Below are 15,768 nucleotides of genomic sequence, written 5' to 3' on the forward strand. Positions count from 1 at the left end.
TCGGTGACAACGGGGACGAATATTAGCGGCACAGCATCGTTGAGGCAAGAGGGAAAATGCATTTTTCTCTCTGATTTCACGCGATTGCTTTATTACCGCGCAAAGTGAAGAGAAAGTAGCCGCCAGCTGGCGGCTACTGTGTATTTAACGTGCAGCGCGTTGCAATATTACCGCGGATGACTGGCGTTGCAGGAAGCGCATGCGCAGCATCATCATAATTGCCGCAGAGGTTAAGCCGATGATAAAGCCCATCCAGAATCCTGCCGGCCCCATGCGGTCAACCACCAGGTCGGTAAGCGCCAGGATATAACCACACGGCAGACCCAGCACCCAGTAAGCGATGAAGGTGATAAAGAAGATCGAACGCGTATCTTTATACCCACGCAGTACGCCGCTGCCAATCACCTGTATGGAGTCGGAGATCTGGTACACCGCGGCAAGCAGCATCAGATGGGAGGCCAGGGCCACCACTTCCGGGTTGTCGTTGTAAAGCAGGGCAATTTGCTCACGCAGCGTGATGGTAAACAGTGCCGTACAGATGGCCATACAGACACCGACGCCAAGCCCCGTGCGGGCCGCCGTTTGCGCATCCAGTGTCGAACCTTGCCCCAGACGAAAGCCCACGCGAATGGTCACCGCTGCGGCCAGCGACATCGGCAATACGAACATCAGGGAACTGAAGTTCAGCGCAATCTGGTGACCGGCTACATTCACAATGCCGAGCGGAGAAACCAGCAGGGCGACCACGGCAAACAGCGTCACTTCAAAGAACAGCGCCAGCGCAATCGGCAGGCCTAACTGCACCAGACGCGTCATGATGTTCCAGTCCGGCGTGCTGAACGAACGTTCATTGCGGATATCGCGCATTGAACGGGCACGTTTCACATAGGAGATCATACTGAAGAACATCACCCAATAGACGGCAGCCGTCGCCACGCCGCAGCCGACGCCGCCGAGCTCCGGCATACCGAAGTGACCATAGATGAAGATGTAGTTCACCGGAATATTCACCAGCAAGCCGATAAAGCCCATTACCATTCCGGGCTTGGTTTTCGCCAGACCTTCACACTGGTTACGCGCGACCTGGAAGAACAGATAGCCAGGCGCACCCCACAGCAGGGCCCGCAGATAGCCGACGGCTTTGTCAGCCAGTGCCGGGTCAATATTATGCATGGCGCGGATGATATGACCGGCATTCCACAGCACAACCATTATCAGCACGGAGACAAACCCTGCCAGCCAGAACCCCTGTCGAACCTGATGGGCAATACGTTCACGTCGCCCTGAGCCATTTAGCTGAGCGATAACCGGGGTGAGGGCGAGCAGCAGGCCGTGGCCAAACAGGATGGCCGGAAGCCAGATCGAGGTGCCTATTGCCACGGCGGCCATATCGGTGGCGCTGTAGCCACCCGCCATTACCGTATCCACAAATCCCATTGCGGTCTGGGCTACTTGCGCGATGATCACTGGTATAGCCAGTGCCAATAACTGGCGCGCTTCATTCATGTACTTCTGCACGTGAACACCTTTATATTCTAGTTATTTGAGAGACTAAAAAGGCCGCCGTAACTGGCAGCAAGAAGAAAATGCAGGGGGGTGCCAGCTATTGTAGCGGGGTTTAGCTATTTATCTAGTGAAAAAATCGCCACAAAATGCGCTCCGCTGGCAACCTGTTTTTCCAACTGTTATTGTGGTGGGATTAAACGGTGTCACCACCGTCCGGAAAAAACAGGAGTTGTAAGCATGTTTACTGGTATTGTGCAGGGCACCGCCAAAGTGGTGTCCATTGATGAAAAACCTAATTTCCGAACTCATGTGGTTGAGCTTCCGGAATATATGCTTGATGGCATTGAAACTGGCGCCTCGATTGCACATAACGGCTGTTGCCTGACGGTAACCGAAATTAACGGGAACCAGATTAGCTTTGATTTAATGAAAGAGACGCTGCGCATCACCAACCTGGGCGAGCTGGTGGTAGGGGATACCGTAAACGTAGAGCGTGCGGCCAGGTTCAGCGATGAGATTGGCGGCCATCTGATGTCAGGCCATATTATGACCACCGCGGAAGTGGCGAAGATTGTCACCTCGGAAAATAACCGTCAAATCTGGTTTAAAGTGCAGGATCCTTCATTAATGAAATACATCCTGTATAAAGGATTTATTGGTATTGATGGGATTAGCCTGACGGTTGGGGAAGTGACGCCGACCCGTTTCTGCGTGCATTTAATTCCTGAAACTCTCCAGCGTACAACCCTGGGGGCGAAAAAACTGGGGCATCGGGTTAATATCGAAATCGATCCGCAGACTCAGGCGGTTGTGGATACCGTTGAGCGGCTGTTGGCGGCAAAAGAAGCCGCAATAATAAAGACCGCAGAAGAAGAATAAAATGAACCCCGGAAATCCGGGGTTTTTTTTAGCGTGCGACCCGCAAACCGTGTTCTATCCCTCGGCTGAAAACAACCTGCCAAAGTTGAATATCACGCGCGCGAAAGGCGCCTGCGCAGGCATTGAGATAATAGCTGAACATCCGTTTAAACCGTTCAGAATAGTTGTCCGCAATTTCTGGCCAGGCTTCCTGGAAACGTGAATGCCATGCCATCAACGTGGTGTCATAATCCGCGCCAAAGTTATGCCAGTCTTCCATAATGAAATGAGGTTCACTGGCGTTAGCAATCTGGCGAACGGACGGCAAACAGCCATTCGGAAAGATGTATTTGTTGATCCACGGATCGACGTTATTGTCGGTGCGCTTAGAACCAATGGTGTGCAGCAGGAAGATGCCGTCAGGTTTCAAGTTACGGTCCACCACGCTGAAGTAGGTGTCATAGTTTTTCGGCCCCACGTGTTCGAACATGCCGACGGAGACTATGCGATCAAACTGCTCGTTCAGGTCGCGATAATCCTGAAGGCGAATATCCACATCAAGGCCCTGGCAGCGCTCCCGTGCCATTTTTTGCTGTTCAGCTGAAATGGTCACACCGACCACGCTGGCACCATAATGCTTCGCCATAAAATAGGCCAGACCACCCCATCCACAGCCGATATCCAGCACACGCATGCCCGGCTGTAGCTGCAGTTTTTCACAAATCAGACGCAGCTTAGCCTGCTGGGCTTCTTCAAGGGTTGAGGCCTCTTTCCAGTAGGCGCAGGAATATTGCATGAAAGGATCGAGCATGCGGCTGAACAGGTCATTACCGAGGTCGTAATGCTCCTTGCCGACGATCCACGCCCGTTTTTTGCTTTGCAGATTAAACAGCCGGGCGGAGGCGACACGTAATGTATCTTTCAGATTGCGGGGGAGCTGGTTTTCCAGACCGGCGCGTAAAACGCTGGAGAAAAACATATCCAACCGTTCACACTCCCACCAGCCGTCCATATAACTTTCCCCCAGGCCTAACGATCCCTCTCGCAATACGCGTTTAAAAAAGTCGGGATGCTTAACCTGTGGATCGGATGGTGAAGATCCATTAATAGTGATGCCTGCACGACCTAACAGTTCACTGACGATCCGGGACCAGTTATCGTCCGGAACGCTGACTTCTTCTATACACGATGAACTCATAGCTTCTCCATCACCTTACTGTGATCAGAACCTTCAAACAGCGTAGACGCTTTTTATGGTTTGTGAGAAATCTCACGGTATTTCCCCGTGAGGCTAGTATCCGACGTAGAACAGAGGAAGGGAGATAACCCTTGCCGAAATGCCTTCCATGGTAAAACGGGAGCGCTCCGGCTCCCGTTAACACTTAATATTTATCGTATTTAATCGAACCAAATTTAGTATAGGCCTCAAAATTTGGTGATTCAATAGAAAATTCTTAGCAACCTAATCACTGATATTTAACATAATTTCTGGCGCGATTATGCATGCGAGGTTTTCACCTCTGCGCGGTCATCCAGCTCACGTTGTGCCGCTGACTGCATACGGTATCCCAGAAGGGCCAGCGCAACCGTAACCAGCATGACGCTGGTGGTGGTCAGGAGCGGCGTGGCAATCAGCGCAGAGACCACCAGGCTTGCCAGGAAGCACAGACCCAGCTGCAGGGTATTCTGAAGCGCGGCCGCACGACCTGTTGCCTGTGGGAACGGACGTAACGCCTGGGCCACGACGATAGGGTAAATCGCACCGTTCGCCACGGCCATCACGCAGAAGGGAATCAGAATTTCTGCCAGACCTGCGCCCGGGATAAAGCCCACAGCCCAGGTGGCGATCACACTCAGCGCGTAGAGTACCAGCAGCCAGGGCAGCATCTGCTGGCCTTCCCATTTTTGCAGCGCCGCGCGACAGCCATAGCCCCCGACCAGAAACGCGATGGTCTGCGGGACATAGCTCAGACCAATGGCGGCCGGGCTGTAACCCATATCGTGAAGAATGAACGGCGAACCGGTCAGCCACGCGAAGAAACTCGCCGAGCAGGCGGCATAAATCAGGACATTACCGCGGTACGCTTTGGTGCTCAGCAGAGAGGTGAAGGTCACCGGTGTCGTGTCAGCAGGCGTCTCTTTCTTATGTGCCGCCTTGAGTGTGAATGCCGGGATCATCAGGACCAGCGTGATGGCAAACAGCGTAGCGAAAATGGCCTGCCAGTCGAAATGCGCCAGGATCCAGCTCCCGAGCAGCGGGGCGAGGGCAGGCGAAAGCCCTACCAGCGGCATAATGGTGGCGAAAATGCGGTTTGTACGGTTGGCCGGATAGTAGTCGGTGACCAGCGCCTGCCAGGTCACCGCAGCAGCACAGACGCCAACGGCCTGCACGAAGCGCAGTACCAGCAGCCAGGTTGCATCGCGTACCCATAACATTCCCAGACAGCCGACGGCAAAGATAGCCAGCCCCAGCAACAGCACCGGTTTACGGCCAAAGCGGTCAGAGAGAGGCCCCCAGAGCAGCTGCGCGAAGGCAAAGCCCGCGAGGAATACGCTCAGGCTGGCGCTGATGGCTGCCGCCGGGGTCTGTAAATCTTCCTGCATTGCGGCGAAGGCGGGCAGGTACATATCAGTGGCTAAAAAGCCCAGCACGCTTAAACCACCGAGCCAGACTAAAAATCCTTTCCTGGGTTGCATTGTTTTTTTCTCCTGAGGGAGGCAGGTCTATGTTTGCGCAGAGTGTAGGGAGTGCAAAGCAGCTTGTGAAACGCTAATATTTGGCGAGTGCATTCAAAATTTTTGCAGGCAGAAAATGTGGTCAGATTATTCTCTTGAAGTGGTCGATGCTGTTGCACGCAACGGCAGCTTTAGCGGTGCAGCGCAGGAGTTGCACCGCGTCCCCTCGGCAATCAGCTATACGGTGCGTCAGCTTGAGGAATGGCTGGCCGTTCCGCTGTTTGAACGGCGTCACCGTGATGTGGAATTAACGCCCGCCGGGGCATGGTTTTTGAAAGAAGGGCGTTCTGTTATCAAAAAAATGCAGATCACCCGCGAACAGTGTCAGCAGATCGCTAACGGCTGGCGAGGACATCTTTCCATTGCCGTGGATAACATCGTAAAACCGGAACGTACCCGGCAGATGATTGTCGATTTCTATCGCCATTTCTCGGATGTCGAATTGCGGGTATCCCAGGAAGTGTTTAACGGCGTCTGGGATGCGCTGGCGGATGGCAGGGCAGAGATGGCGATCGGTGCCACGCAGGCGATTCCGGTTGGGGGACGCTTTGCCTTTCGCGACATGGGCATGCTCAGCTGGAAATGTGTGGTGGCAAGCGATCATCCGCTGGCTGACCTGGACGGGCCGCTCAGCGACGAAACGCTGCGTAACTGGCCATCGCTGGTGCTGGAAGATACCTCGCGTTCGTTGCCCAAACGCATTACCTGGCTGCTGGATAACCAGCGACGGGTGGTTGCGCCGGACTGGGAATCCTCAGCAACATGCCTCAGCGCAGGGCTGTGCGTTGCCATGGTCCCTGGCCATTTTGCGCGGCCCCGAATCGACACCGGTGAATGGGTTGAACTGACGCTGGAAAATCCTTTTCCGGATGCGGCCTGTTGCCTCACCTGGCAACAAAATGATGTGTCGCCCGCAATGGCCTGGCTTCTGGATTACCTGGGAGACAGTGAGACGCTTAACCGGGAATGGCTACGGGAGCCAGTATAACTGGCCCCGTAAAAGATTAACGACGATAGTCGCGGAACGGACCATCCGCAACGGAACGGCGTTCGATAAGACGCGGGTGAACTTCAATGGACTGAGACTCTTCACGCTTGTTGACGATCCTGTCCATCAGCATATTGAAGGCCGTTTCACCCAGCGAGTCTTTTGGCTGGTGGATGGTGGTCAGCGCCGGGGTAAAGAAGCGCGCGTTGCGCACGTTGTCATACCCGATCACGGAAATGTCCTGCGGCACGCGCAGACCCAGTTCATCGGCGGCACAGAGAGCACCCATCGCCATAATGTCACCGCCACAGAAAACGGCTGTCGGGCGATGCGACTGGGAGACAATCTGCTGCATTGCGCGGTAACCGGATTCCGGTTCAAAGTCACCCTGCACGATCCAGTTTTCCGGCACGGTAATCAGCGCCTCTTCCATGGCTTTCATAAACCCGGCCAGACGCCCGGCTCCGGTGTTGCGCTCCAGTGGACCCGGGATCACACCAATCTCGCGGTGACCGCGTTCAATCAGATAACGGCCTGCCATATAGCCGCCTTCAAACGCGTTATCGATGACGGAGTCGGTGAAGTCTGCACGTGCTTCGCCCCAGTCCATGACTACCATAGGAATATGGCGGTACTCTTCCAGCATGGAAAGCACGGACTCCGGATACTCTGAACACATCACCAGCAGGCCATCCACACGCTTTTGCGCCATCATGGAGAGATAAGCGCGCTGTTTTTCAATGCTGTTCCACGCGTTGCCCAGAATCAGGGTATAGCCTTTCTGGAAGCAGTTTTTCTCGACCGCTTCAATGATCTCGGCAAAATAGGCCGCTTCACTGCTGGTTGCCAGCAAACCAATGGATTTGGTGTGATTAACTTTGAGGCTGCGCGCCACCGCACTCGGTGAATAGTGTAATTCTTTGATTGCCGCCCAGACGGCGTTGCGCGTCTCTTCCGCCACAAAGCGGGTTTTGTTAATTACATGTGATACGGTTGTAGTGGAAACGTTTGCGCGTTTTGCTACGTCTTTAATTGTTGCCATTAAATGTCACTCCAGACCATATCCTAAACTCCTGAAAAACTTGAAGGTAAACGTTTGCCTTCTCTCACCCTTATCACGCAATCTTGAATTGCGGCACGCCGGGAAAACGACACAGGACGTCAGGAGGGGGTCAATGGCCGGTACGCTAATAAATTTAGCGTGGAATTTTGTCCTATCTTGATGAAAAGGGGAAGAGCTAAAGTGGTTATCAGTTTAAATCCAGGAAGATTTTTGAACTAAACTGTGTAAAAATGAGCAGGCTCACTTTTCGTGGGGAGATTAAAAGGAGAAAAATTGATGAGCTACGATCTGAAGTTTTCGCTGGTGACCACCGTTATTGTACTGGCTCTGATTGTTGCGGCGGGTCTGACGGCTGCATTGCACTGATTTACACGGAGGGAGAGCTCTCTCCCTCTCAGTTTTCCTGATTGTTACGCCTGCGGCAAAAATCCTTTGCCAATTTGTTAACTTCTCATTTTTTGTGATTGATGTCATGCTTTCGGCTTCTTTGTTCTGTGTCACGACATGACACGGCATCCGGAGTTGACGCATGAAAATCAATTTTCCCCTGCTTGCCCTGGCGATTGGCGCTTTTGGGATTGGCACCACTGAATTCTCCCCGATGGGGTTACTGCCTGTTATCGCCCGGGGCGTGGATGTTTCTATCCCGGCGGCCGGGATGCTCATCAGCGCCTACGCCATTGGCGTGATGGTGGGGGCACCGCTCATGACGCTTCTGCTTTCACACCGCGCGCGCCGCAATGCGCTGATTTTCCTGATGGCGATATTTACGCTGGGCAACGTGCTCTCCGCGATTGCGCCGGATTACACCACCCTGATGTTGTCCCGCATTCTGACCAGCCTTAACCACGGCGCGTTCTTTGGGCTGGGATCGGTTGTGGCCGCAAGCGTGGTGCCAAAACACAAGCAGGCGAGTGCCGTGGCAACCATGTTTATGGGTCTGACGATTGCCAACATTGGCGGTGTACCTGCCGCAACCTGGCTGGGTGAGGCGATAGGCTGGCGCATGTCGTTCCTGGCGACGGCCGTGCTGGGTGTTATCGCCATGGTGGCGTTGTACTTCTCCTTGCCGAAAGGCAGCGCTGGTGAACGTCCTGACGTCCGCAAAGAGCTGTCGGTACTGATGCGCCCGCAGGTGCTCTCCGCGCTGTTGACCACCGTACTGGGGGCGGGCGCCATGTTTACTCTGTACACCTATATTTCACCGGTGTTGCACGATATCACCCACGCGACGCCTCTCTTTGTGACCGCGATGCTGGTGCTGATTGGTGTCGGGTTCTCTATAGGCAACTATCTCGGCGGGAAATTCGCCGATCGTTCCGTGAGCGGGACGCTGAAAGGCTTTTTAACGCTGCTGATTGTCATCATGATCGCCATTCCGTGGCTGGCGCGTAATGAAGTCGGGGCGGCGATGGCGATGGTTGTCTGGGGGGCTGCGACCTTTGCCGTGGTTCCGCCGCTGCAGATGCGCGTGATGCGCGTTGCTCATGAGGCGCCGGGTCTCTCGTCGTCGGTCAATATTGGCGCGTTTAACCTTGGCAATGCGCTTGGAGCCGCTGCCGGTGGAGCCGTCATTTCTGGTGGCCTGGGATACAGCTTTGTGCCGGTGATGGGGGCGATAATTGCCGCGCTCGGCCTGCTGTTAGTGATGATGTCTGGCCGTAAACAGCCGGACGCAGCGTGCGCTGCTGAATAATGAAAAAACGCAGAAGGGCAATCCCTTCTGCGTGTCTCTTACGCGGCGAAGTTCTTCGCCACAAACGCCCAGTTAACCAGTGCCCAGAAGTGCTCCAGGTAGTTCGGACGCGCGTTACGGTAATCAATGTAGTAAGCGTGTTCCCAGACGTCCACGGTCATCAGCGGCGTTGCGCTGGTGGTCAGTGGCGTACCCGCGTTCGAGGTGGAAACGATAGCCAGTTTGCCATCCGCGTCTTTCACCAGCCACGTCCAGCCAGAACCGAAGTTCTTGACTGCAGCATCCGTAAACTTCGCTTTAAAATCAGCAAAGCTGCCAAATGCCGCGTTAATCGCGCCAGCCAGTTCACCCGTAGGTTCGCCGCCTGCATTCGGTGCCAGGCAGTGCCAATAGAAGGTGTGGTTCCACACCTGAGCGGCATTGTTAAAGACACCGCCCTCTGAACTGCGGACGATCTCTTCCAGCGTTTTGCCTTCAAAATCGGTGCCCTTGATCAGGTTGTTCAGATTGGTGACGTACGTCTGGTGATGTTTGCCGTAGTGATACTCCAGGGTTTCCGCAGAAATGTGCGGGGCCAGGGCGTCTTTTGCATATGGTAGTGCAGGTAATTCGAACGACATTGCTTCTCTCCTTATTGTTTTTTATGTTGCCAATAACCATACAGACAACAGGGACAGAATAGCAAATTGAAAGGGTATGCAAAAGAGGAACTTACCCTACCACGGCTGTGGCAGGGCAGGGGTTAGCGAATGGTTTTTGGCGTCATCACGCGGCGTGCGCCGACATAGTGACGTACCCAGTAGTCTTCACTGAGAGAGGTTATCTGGATGTCCTGGCCGCTACGTGGGGACTGGATAAATTTCCCGTTGCCTACATATACGCCAACGTGGTCAGCCGTGCCGCGCCCCTGAGTGCGGAAGAAGACGAGATCGCCATTCTCCAGTTCACCGCGGTTGACCGGTGACGCGTCGCGCAGGTGATACATCTCATTGGCGGTACGTGGAATTCGGAACTTCACCAGATCTTTGTAGGCGTAATAGACGAGGCCGCTGCAGTCGAAACCGGTACGCGGTGAGCTGCCGCCCCAGCGATAGGGTTTGCCGATCTGCCCCATCAGTTTATTCAACGCCGTTTTTTGCGCTTTCTGCACGCGAACCTTATGCACTTCCGCTATTTTCGTGACCTTCGTGCATTTCGCTTTATGACCTTTGCGGGGGATGCATTTTTCCGTCACGAGATTAGCTGCAGTTTGCGAGGCTTTGCTTTTGGTTGCGTGGGCATTGCGGGAAGGTTTTGTTTTCGTCTTGCTGGAGGCGGTTTTTTTAGTCTGGGTGGTGGTCTTTTTCTTGTCGTTCTTGCTGGTGGTTTTTTTCTTACGGTCTGTGGTTTTGGCCAGATGCGTTTTTTGTACAGCAGAGTGCCGCGCCTGTTGAGAGGCGTTCGCCACTGGCGTGAAAGTGAGTGTTGTAAACAGTAAAGCACAGAGCGTGATCGAGATTTTATTTATCCGCGCCACTGGGCAGTCCCCTGATAAATGCAGGTCATCAATAATACCCGCGAATGATTTACAAAGCCCGTCGATTCTAATCTATAAAAACCCGATAAGTTAATAGCATTTTTCAATCTACAATCCTGTTTCGTTAGCAAGTGCAAAAAAATTCATCAATCTGTCGCACTATTGTTCACTCCCTAAACAAAACCCTGAGTGCCGCAGGGTTAAACACCATTTGCAATGCAACTTTTCATCACTCGCGGTAGAATAAGAAAGACGTGACAAAAATGTTATTTTCCGATGGCAGTCTGAACCGCTACAATGACAGACGAATGCCGTAACAGAAGTTAAAGGAAGCAAGACATGAGCACCACTATTGAAAAAATCCAGCGCCAGATCGCTGAAAACCCGATTCTGCTGTATATGAAAGGTTCTCCGAAGCTGCCAAGCTGTGGCTTCTCCGCGCAAGCGGTTCAGGCGCTGTCTGCCTGTGGTGAGCGTTTTGCTTACGTTGATATCCTGCAGAACCCGGACATCCGCGCTGAGCTGCCTAAATACGCTAACTGGCCGACGTTCCCACAGCTGTGGGTAGACGGTGAGCTGGTCGGCGGTTGCGATATCCTGATCGAAATGTATCAGCGCGGTGAACTGCAGCAGCTGATCAAAGAAACGGCTGCGAAGTACAAAACGGAAGAGCCAGACGCGGAGTAAGTTATCTGCGAAGACAAAAAAGCGACCTCATGAGGTCGCTTTTTTTTATTCTTCACTGTCACCCATAGGCAGCGGCCAGCCGCCCAGACGCTTCCAGCGGTTTACAATTTCGCAAAACAGTTCCGCCGTCCGCTCGGTGTCATAAAGCGCGGAATGCGCCTGCGTACCGTCAAACTCAATGCCTGCCGTAATACATGCCTTTGATAATACCGTTTGTCCCAACGCCAGACCGCTCAGTGCCGCGGTATCGAAGGTCACAAACGGGTGGAAAGGGTTACGCTTGAGCGACGCGCGCTCAGCGGCGGCCATGGTAAAGGTGTGATCGAACGTGGCGTTATGCGCCACCATAATGGCGCGGCTGCAGTTGCTCTCTTTCATACCTTTACGCACCATTTTAAAAATGGCGTGCAGCGCGTCATATTCACTTACCGCACCACGCAGCGGGTTATGCGGATCGATGCCGTTAAAGGCCAGCGCCTCGGGCTGTAAGTTGGCCCCTTCAAAGGGTTCAACGTGGAAATGCAGCGTGGTGTCCGGTGTAAGCCATCCCTGTTCATCCATCTTCAGCGTGATGGCGGCAATTTCAAGCAGCGCATCGGTTTTAGCGTTAAATCCGGCTGTTTCAACATCGATCACAACAGGATAAAAACCACGAAAACGGTCGCACAGACCGCTAAATTGAGCGTTATCGGACATCAGGGTCTCTTACATGGGGAAAAAAGCAGTGCGCATTATGGCAAATTTTGGATGGGGATGCAGTAAAAGTACGGGCGCATGTTGCGCCCTGCGGGATCAGTTGCCCAGACCGCGACCAGCGTCTTTGGCTTCAATCAGCTCGATTTTGTAGCCGTCCGGATCTTCAACAAACGCGATCACCGTGGTGCCGCCTTTGACCGGGCCAGCTTCACGCGTCACGTTACCGCCGTTGCTGCGAATACGTTCACAGGCTTCGGCTGCGTTGTCCACTTCCAGCGCGATATGACCATAAGCGGTGCCCAGCTCATAGCTGTCCACGCCCCAGTTGTAGGTCAGTTCGATGACCGCTTCGTCCGTTTCCGGGCCGTAACCCACAAACGCCAGCGAGTATTTATATTCCGGGTTTTCGCTGGTGCGCAGCAGTTTCATACCCAGTACGTTAGTGTAGAAATCGACAGAACGTTGCAGATCGCCAACGCGCAGCATGGTGTGAAGTAGGCGCATAATTTCCTCATTAACCAATGGAATAGAATATCTATTTGAACAGAAACGATGTTTTAGTATAGCGGCGAAAGGTCGCCGCTATCAATGAGCAATGAAGAGATTACAGGGTAGGGTAGTCGGTATAACCTTCAGCGCCGCCGCCGTAGAAGCTTTCCGGACGCTGAGGGTTCAGCGCGGCTTTCTGCTGCAGACGGGCGACCAGATCAGGGTTAGCGATAAAATCGCGACCAAATGCAACGGCGTCGATCAAACCTTTGCTAATCAGATCTTCAGCTTTCTCAGGGGTATATGCACCTGCACCGATGATCACACCGTGGAAGCGTTCGCGTACTTTCTGACGGAAGGCTTCAGTGTAAGGCTGACCACCGGCCCAGTCTGGCTCGGACATATGCAGATACGCGATACCCCGTTTTGCCAGCTCTTCAATCAGATAAAGGGCATCCGCTTCTTCGTCCGGGCCGTTATCAACGTTCTGGAAAGAACCAATCGGGGAAACGCGGATACCAATGCGGTCCGGGCTCCACTCCTGACATACGGCATCCACCACTTCCAGCACCAGGCGCGCACGGTTTTCGACGCTGCCGCCGTACTGGTCGGTACGATGGTTAGAGGACGGTGACAGGAACTGGTGCAGCAGATAGCCATGCGCGGAGTGCAGTTCAACCAGGTCGAACCCGGCTTCACGCGCATTCGCCACGGCCTGGCGGAAATCGTTAACAATTCCCGGGATCTCGTCCAGTTCAAGAGCGCGCGGCATAGACGTATCAACGCGGATCGCATTGCCGTTTTCATCACGCAGCGAGGTGCGGGTGTTCGCGCTCAGGGCAGAGGCGGAAACCGGTGCCTGACCGCCAGGCTGGATGCTGCTGTGAGAGATACGACCGGTATGCCACAGCTGGACGGCAATACGACCCTCTTCAGCGTGAACGCCAGCCGTGATTTTTTTCCACGCGGCAATCTGTTCCGGGCTGTGCAGACCTGGTGCGCCAGCGTAACCCTTAGCCTGAGCAGAAATCTGAGTGGCCTCGGTGATGATCAGGCCAGAGCTTGCGCGCTGACGGTAATATTCACCCATCAACGGGGTAGGGATATCACCCGGCTCAATGCTGCGCAGACGGGTAAGCGGGGCCATGAACACACGGTTTGGCGCGGTAACGGCACCCACTTTCAAGGGGGTAAATAATTTTTCAGCGGACATAAAGGCTCCTGAGTAGACCAGTCGTCTAGTAATTGCGTAAATAAAAACGCCTGCTATACGCGAGGCGTAGTAATGCTGCTTTTTACATGTGCCAGTGCGCTTTCAAGCGGCACCGCACTGCGAGAAATCTTGGCCTGCAGGTTCGCGCCTAACCAGAGGGCGTATAAAACCTGCGCCTGGGTTAAAGGTTCGCCGGGAAAAGTCAGCGTTTTTTCATCGCGGCCTTTCTCCAGCGCCTGTGCCATGAGGGCGATAACCCCGCGTGCCCCTTTATCCATTGCTGTGCGCATATCTTCTGAAAGATCGCACACTTCGGCAGAAAGTTTTACCGTCAGGCAACCGCTGATGATGCCCTGCTGACAGAACTGGTTCAGCGTTTCCTGATAGAAGTGCAGAACACGATCGCGATAATTACCTTCGCCCGTGGCAAAGTGCGCTGCCAGGCGCTGATGGTAGCTGGCATAGTGCCGCTCCAGCATTGCCACGCCAAACGCCTCTTTGGACCGGAAGTAGTGATAAAACGACCCCTTCGGTACCTCAGCGGTTTTTAATAACTCGCTCAACCCCATACCGGTGAACCCGCGATGCATGCAAAGTCGCTCGCCGGTCGCCAGTAAATGTTCTCGGGTATCGTGTTCTGTATTTCTGCTCATGGCCGCACTCTAATAGACCGTTCGGTCTATTGCAAGCGTGTTCAGTGGCGACATGCGTTCAGAATATCCAGCTGTTGTTGATAAACCTTTGATTTAATGTCCATCATACCCAATACGGTAGAGAACAAATTGTCCTGCGAAACCGCATTTTTTGCTGCATGGTCACGTAAACACTGCGCGTTGACGCCGAAATTTTTCGCATAGTCTGGTGATAACCAGAACATAAACGGAATGTGCGTTTGTTGCTCTGGTGCCAGCAGATACGGCGTGCCGTGCAGATAAATCCCGCTTTCGCCCAGCGACTCCCCGTGATCCGAAAGGTAAATCAGGGCGGTATTCAAGCTCGCCTGACGCGCTTTCAGGGCATCGATGGTTTTACTGACCATGCTGTCGGTATACAGGATGGTGTTGTCATAGGTATTCATTAGCGCCTGGTGATCGCAATCCTGAATTTCATTGGTATCGCAGGTTGGCGTAAATTTGCGGAAATTATCCGGATAACGGCGATAGTATGCCGGGCCGTGGCTGCCCATCAGGTGGATGACCAGTACGGAGTCCTGCTTCAGGCCATCCAGGACATTGTCCAGACGGGTGAAGTTCACATCGTCAATGCAGGAGTTGTCTTTGCAGAACTGATCGAGTTTCCACTGGGTCATGTCGGTATGGGGAACGCGATCGCAGGCGCCTTTACAACCGCCATCATTGTCACGCCACAGCATATTGATCCCCGCATGGGCGAGCACGTCCAGCAACCCTTCCTGGTGATGGGCCAGGTCGGCATCGTATTTACTGCGCGTCATACCGGAGAACATGCAGGGCACGGAAACGGCTGTTTCGGTGCCGCAGGAGGAGGCCTGCGGGAAGTTAATCACATCCTGCTTTTTCAGCTCGGGGTTTGTTTCACGCCCGTAGCCATTCAAGGAGTAGTTCGCGGCGCGTGACGCTTCGCCGATGACCAGCACCAGAACGGTTTTCTTTTGTTGGCCTGCAATCAGCGGCCCTTTATGGGCATCTTCACCGATTCGGACCAGCGTTTGATCGCCTGCAAACCAGCGCATTTTGCTGTATTTGACCATCGCGCTGACATAGTTAGCGGGGGTCACCATTTTGACGATGCTTTTGTTATTGCGAAACAGCGACGCGTAGTCTTTATAAAACAGGGCGGCGATGAGGATGATAACCAGCAGGGCGCCGAGCATTGCGGCAAAACGGGTCAGCAGGGCGTACCACCATTTCCCGGTGCGAATGCGGATCATGGCCAGCACCACGGACGGAACAAGACCGGCAACGACAATCCACAGGATCATCTGCGGCGTCACCAGGGCAGTGGCTTCCTGAGAGTTGGTTTCGAACACGTTAACAATCATGTTCTGATCGATAACCGCGCCGTAGGTATACATAAAGTAAGTCGCGGCGGCGCATCCGACGGTCAAGACAATCAGCAGCGGCTTACGGATAAACGGGATATTAAGCAGACTAAAAACAATGACCCAGCCGCAAAACAGCACCAGTGGAACGGACGCGGCAAAGAGGACGTCATGGATATGCGCGGGCGCGATAATTGCCCAGCTACGCTGAATAAACAGCGCGTTTAATACGGTAAAGAAAAGTGCACAGCCCAGAGTAAATTTTATATCGTTACATTGTAACTTTTTGATTAGCCACAT

Annotated in this window: 16 protein-coding genes; 5 read left to right on the forward strand and 11 right to left on the reverse strand. The window is 53.7% G+C overall.

Going from position 1 to position 15,768, the window contains the following annotated elements; genetic code table 11:
- Positions 1 to 144: 144 nt before the first annotated feature.
- Positions 145 to 1,518 (reverse strand): MdtK family multidrug efflux MATE transporter, encoded by a 1,374-nt coding sequence (gene mdtK / locus AM379_RS17830; RefSeq protein ID WP_106503985.1) that lies wholly within the window; start codon positions 1,516 to 1,518, stop codon positions 145 to 147.
- Between the two features lie 225 nt (positions 1,519 to 1,743).
- Between mdtK and AM379_RS17835 the strand changes: the two genes are divergently transcribed.
- Positions 1,744 to 2,385, forward strand: coding sequence for a riboflavin synthase (locus tag AM379_RS17835; protein ID WP_020884345.1), 642 nt, complete (start codon positions 1,744 to 1,746; stop codon positions 2,383 to 2,385).
- Positions 2,386 to 2,413: 28 nt separating this feature from the next.
- Here AM379_RS17835 and cfa read toward each other — a convergent pair whose 3' ends face one another.
- A complete protein-coding gene (gene cfa / locus AM379_RS17840; RefSeq protein WP_014169766.1) occupies positions 2,414 to 3,562 on the reverse strand; it encodes a cyclopropane fatty acyl phospholipid synthase in 1,149 nt (382 codons plus the stop codon).
- A 299-nt stretch (positions 3,563 to 3,861) separates the two neighbouring features.
- Positions 3,862 to 5,061, reverse strand: coding sequence for a purine nucleoside transporter PunC (punC, locus tag AM379_RS17845; RefSeq protein ID WP_106503986.1), 1,200 nt, complete (start codon positions 5,059 to 5,061; stop codon positions 3,862 to 3,864).
- 115 nt (positions 5,062 to 5,176) lie between these two features.
- On the opposite strand from punC, the gene punR reads away from it, so the two are divergent.
- Positions 5,177 to 6,088: a DNA-binding transcriptional activator PunR gene (punR, locus tag AM379_RS17850; protein WP_025204357.1), complete on the forward strand. Its 912-nt coding sequence runs from the start codon at positions 5,177 to 5,179 to the stop codon at positions 6,086 to 6,088.
- Positions 6,089 to 6,104: 16 nt separating this feature from the next.
- On the opposite strand, the gene purR is transcribed toward punR, so the two are convergent.
- A complete protein-coding gene (purR, locus tag AM379_RS17855; protein WP_014169769.1) occupies positions 6,105 to 7,130 on the reverse strand; it encodes an HTH-type transcriptional repressor PurR in 1,026 nt (341 codons plus the stop codon).
- 297 nt (positions 7,131 to 7,427) lie between these two features.
- Between purR and cydH the strand changes: the two genes are divergently transcribed.
- Both cydH and AM379_RS17870 read left to right on the forward strand, forming a co-directional pair.
- The gene (gene cydH / locus AM379_RS17865; protein WP_032670423.1) at positions 7,428 to 7,517 is read left to right on the forward strand and encodes a cytochrome bd-I oxidase subunit CydH; all 90 of its coding nucleotides are present in this window, start codon (positions 7,428 to 7,430) and stop codon (positions 7,515 to 7,517) included.
- Between the two features lie 163 nt (positions 7,518 to 7,680).
- On the forward strand, positions 7,681 to 8,847 hold the full coding sequence (locus AM379_RS17870; RefSeq protein ID WP_047955502.1) for an MFS transporter: 1,167 nt from the start codon (positions 7,681 to 7,683) through the stop codon (positions 8,845 to 8,847).
- Positions 8,848 to 8,885: 38 nt separating this feature from the next.
- On the opposite strand, the gene sodB is transcribed toward AM379_RS17870, so the two are convergent.
- Together sodB and AM379_RS17880 are read right to left on the reverse strand one after the other, a co-directional pair.
- The gene (gene sodB, locus AM379_RS17875; protein WP_020884341.1) at positions 8,886 to 9,467 is read right to left on the reverse strand and encodes a superoxide dismutase [Fe]; all 582 of its coding nucleotides are present in this window, start codon (positions 9,465 to 9,467) and stop codon (positions 8,886 to 8,888) included.
- Between the two features lie 122 nt (positions 9,468 to 9,589).
- Entirely contained in the window at positions 9,590 to 10,363 is a 774-nt protein-coding gene (locus AM379_RS17880) for a C40 family peptidase (RefSeq protein ID WP_068794547.1), read from the reverse strand.
- 339 nt (positions 10,364 to 10,702) lie between these two features.
- On the opposite strand from AM379_RS17880, the gene grxD reads away from it, so the two are divergent.
- Positions 10,703 to 11,050 (forward strand): monothiol glutaredoxin 4, encoded by a 348-nt coding sequence (gene grxD, locus AM379_RS17885; RefSeq protein WP_003832760.1) that lies wholly within the window; start codon positions 10,703 to 10,705, stop codon positions 11,048 to 11,050.
- A 45-nt stretch (positions 11,051 to 11,095) separates the two neighbouring features.
- Here the strand turns inward: grxD and rnt are convergent, their stop codons facing one another.
- From rnt to eptA, 5 genes are all read right to left on the reverse strand, one after another.
- Entirely contained in the window at positions 11,096 to 11,746 is a 651-nt protein-coding gene (gene rnt / locus AM379_RS17890) for a ribonuclease T (protein ID WP_014169774.1), read from the reverse strand.
- A gap of 96 nt (positions 11,747 to 11,842) precedes the next feature.
- On the reverse strand, positions 11,843 to 12,250 hold the full coding sequence (gloA, locus tag AM379_RS17895) for a lactoylglutathione lyase (protein ID WP_020884340.1): 408 nt from the start codon (positions 12,248 to 12,250) through the stop codon (positions 11,843 to 11,845).
- 100 nt (positions 12,251 to 12,350) lie between these two features.
- The gene (locus AM379_RS17900) at positions 12,351 to 13,448 is read right to left on the reverse strand and encodes an alkene reductase (protein ID WP_020884339.1); all 1,098 of its coding nucleotides are present in this window, start codon (positions 13,446 to 13,448) and stop codon (positions 12,351 to 12,353) included.
- 53 nt (positions 13,449 to 13,501) lie between these two features.
- Entirely contained in the window at positions 13,502 to 14,101 is a 600-nt protein-coding gene (locus AM379_RS17905; RefSeq protein WP_014169778.1) for a TetR/AcrR family transcriptional regulator, read from the reverse strand.
- Positions 14,102 to 14,142: 41 nt separating this feature from the next.
- Positions 14,143 to 15,768, reverse strand: a complete 1,626-nt coding sequence (gene eptA, locus AM379_RS17910; protein ID WP_106503987.1) for a phosphoethanolamine transferase EptA — start codon at positions 15,766 to 15,768, stop codon at positions 14,143 to 14,145.

Origin of the sequence: Enterobacter cloacae complex sp. FDA-CDC-AR_0132, assembly GCF_003010695.1 — a bacterium.
GTDB classification, from domain to species: Bacteria; Pseudomonadota; Gammaproteobacteria; order Enterobacterales; family Enterobacteriaceae; genus Enterobacter; species Enterobacter ludwigii.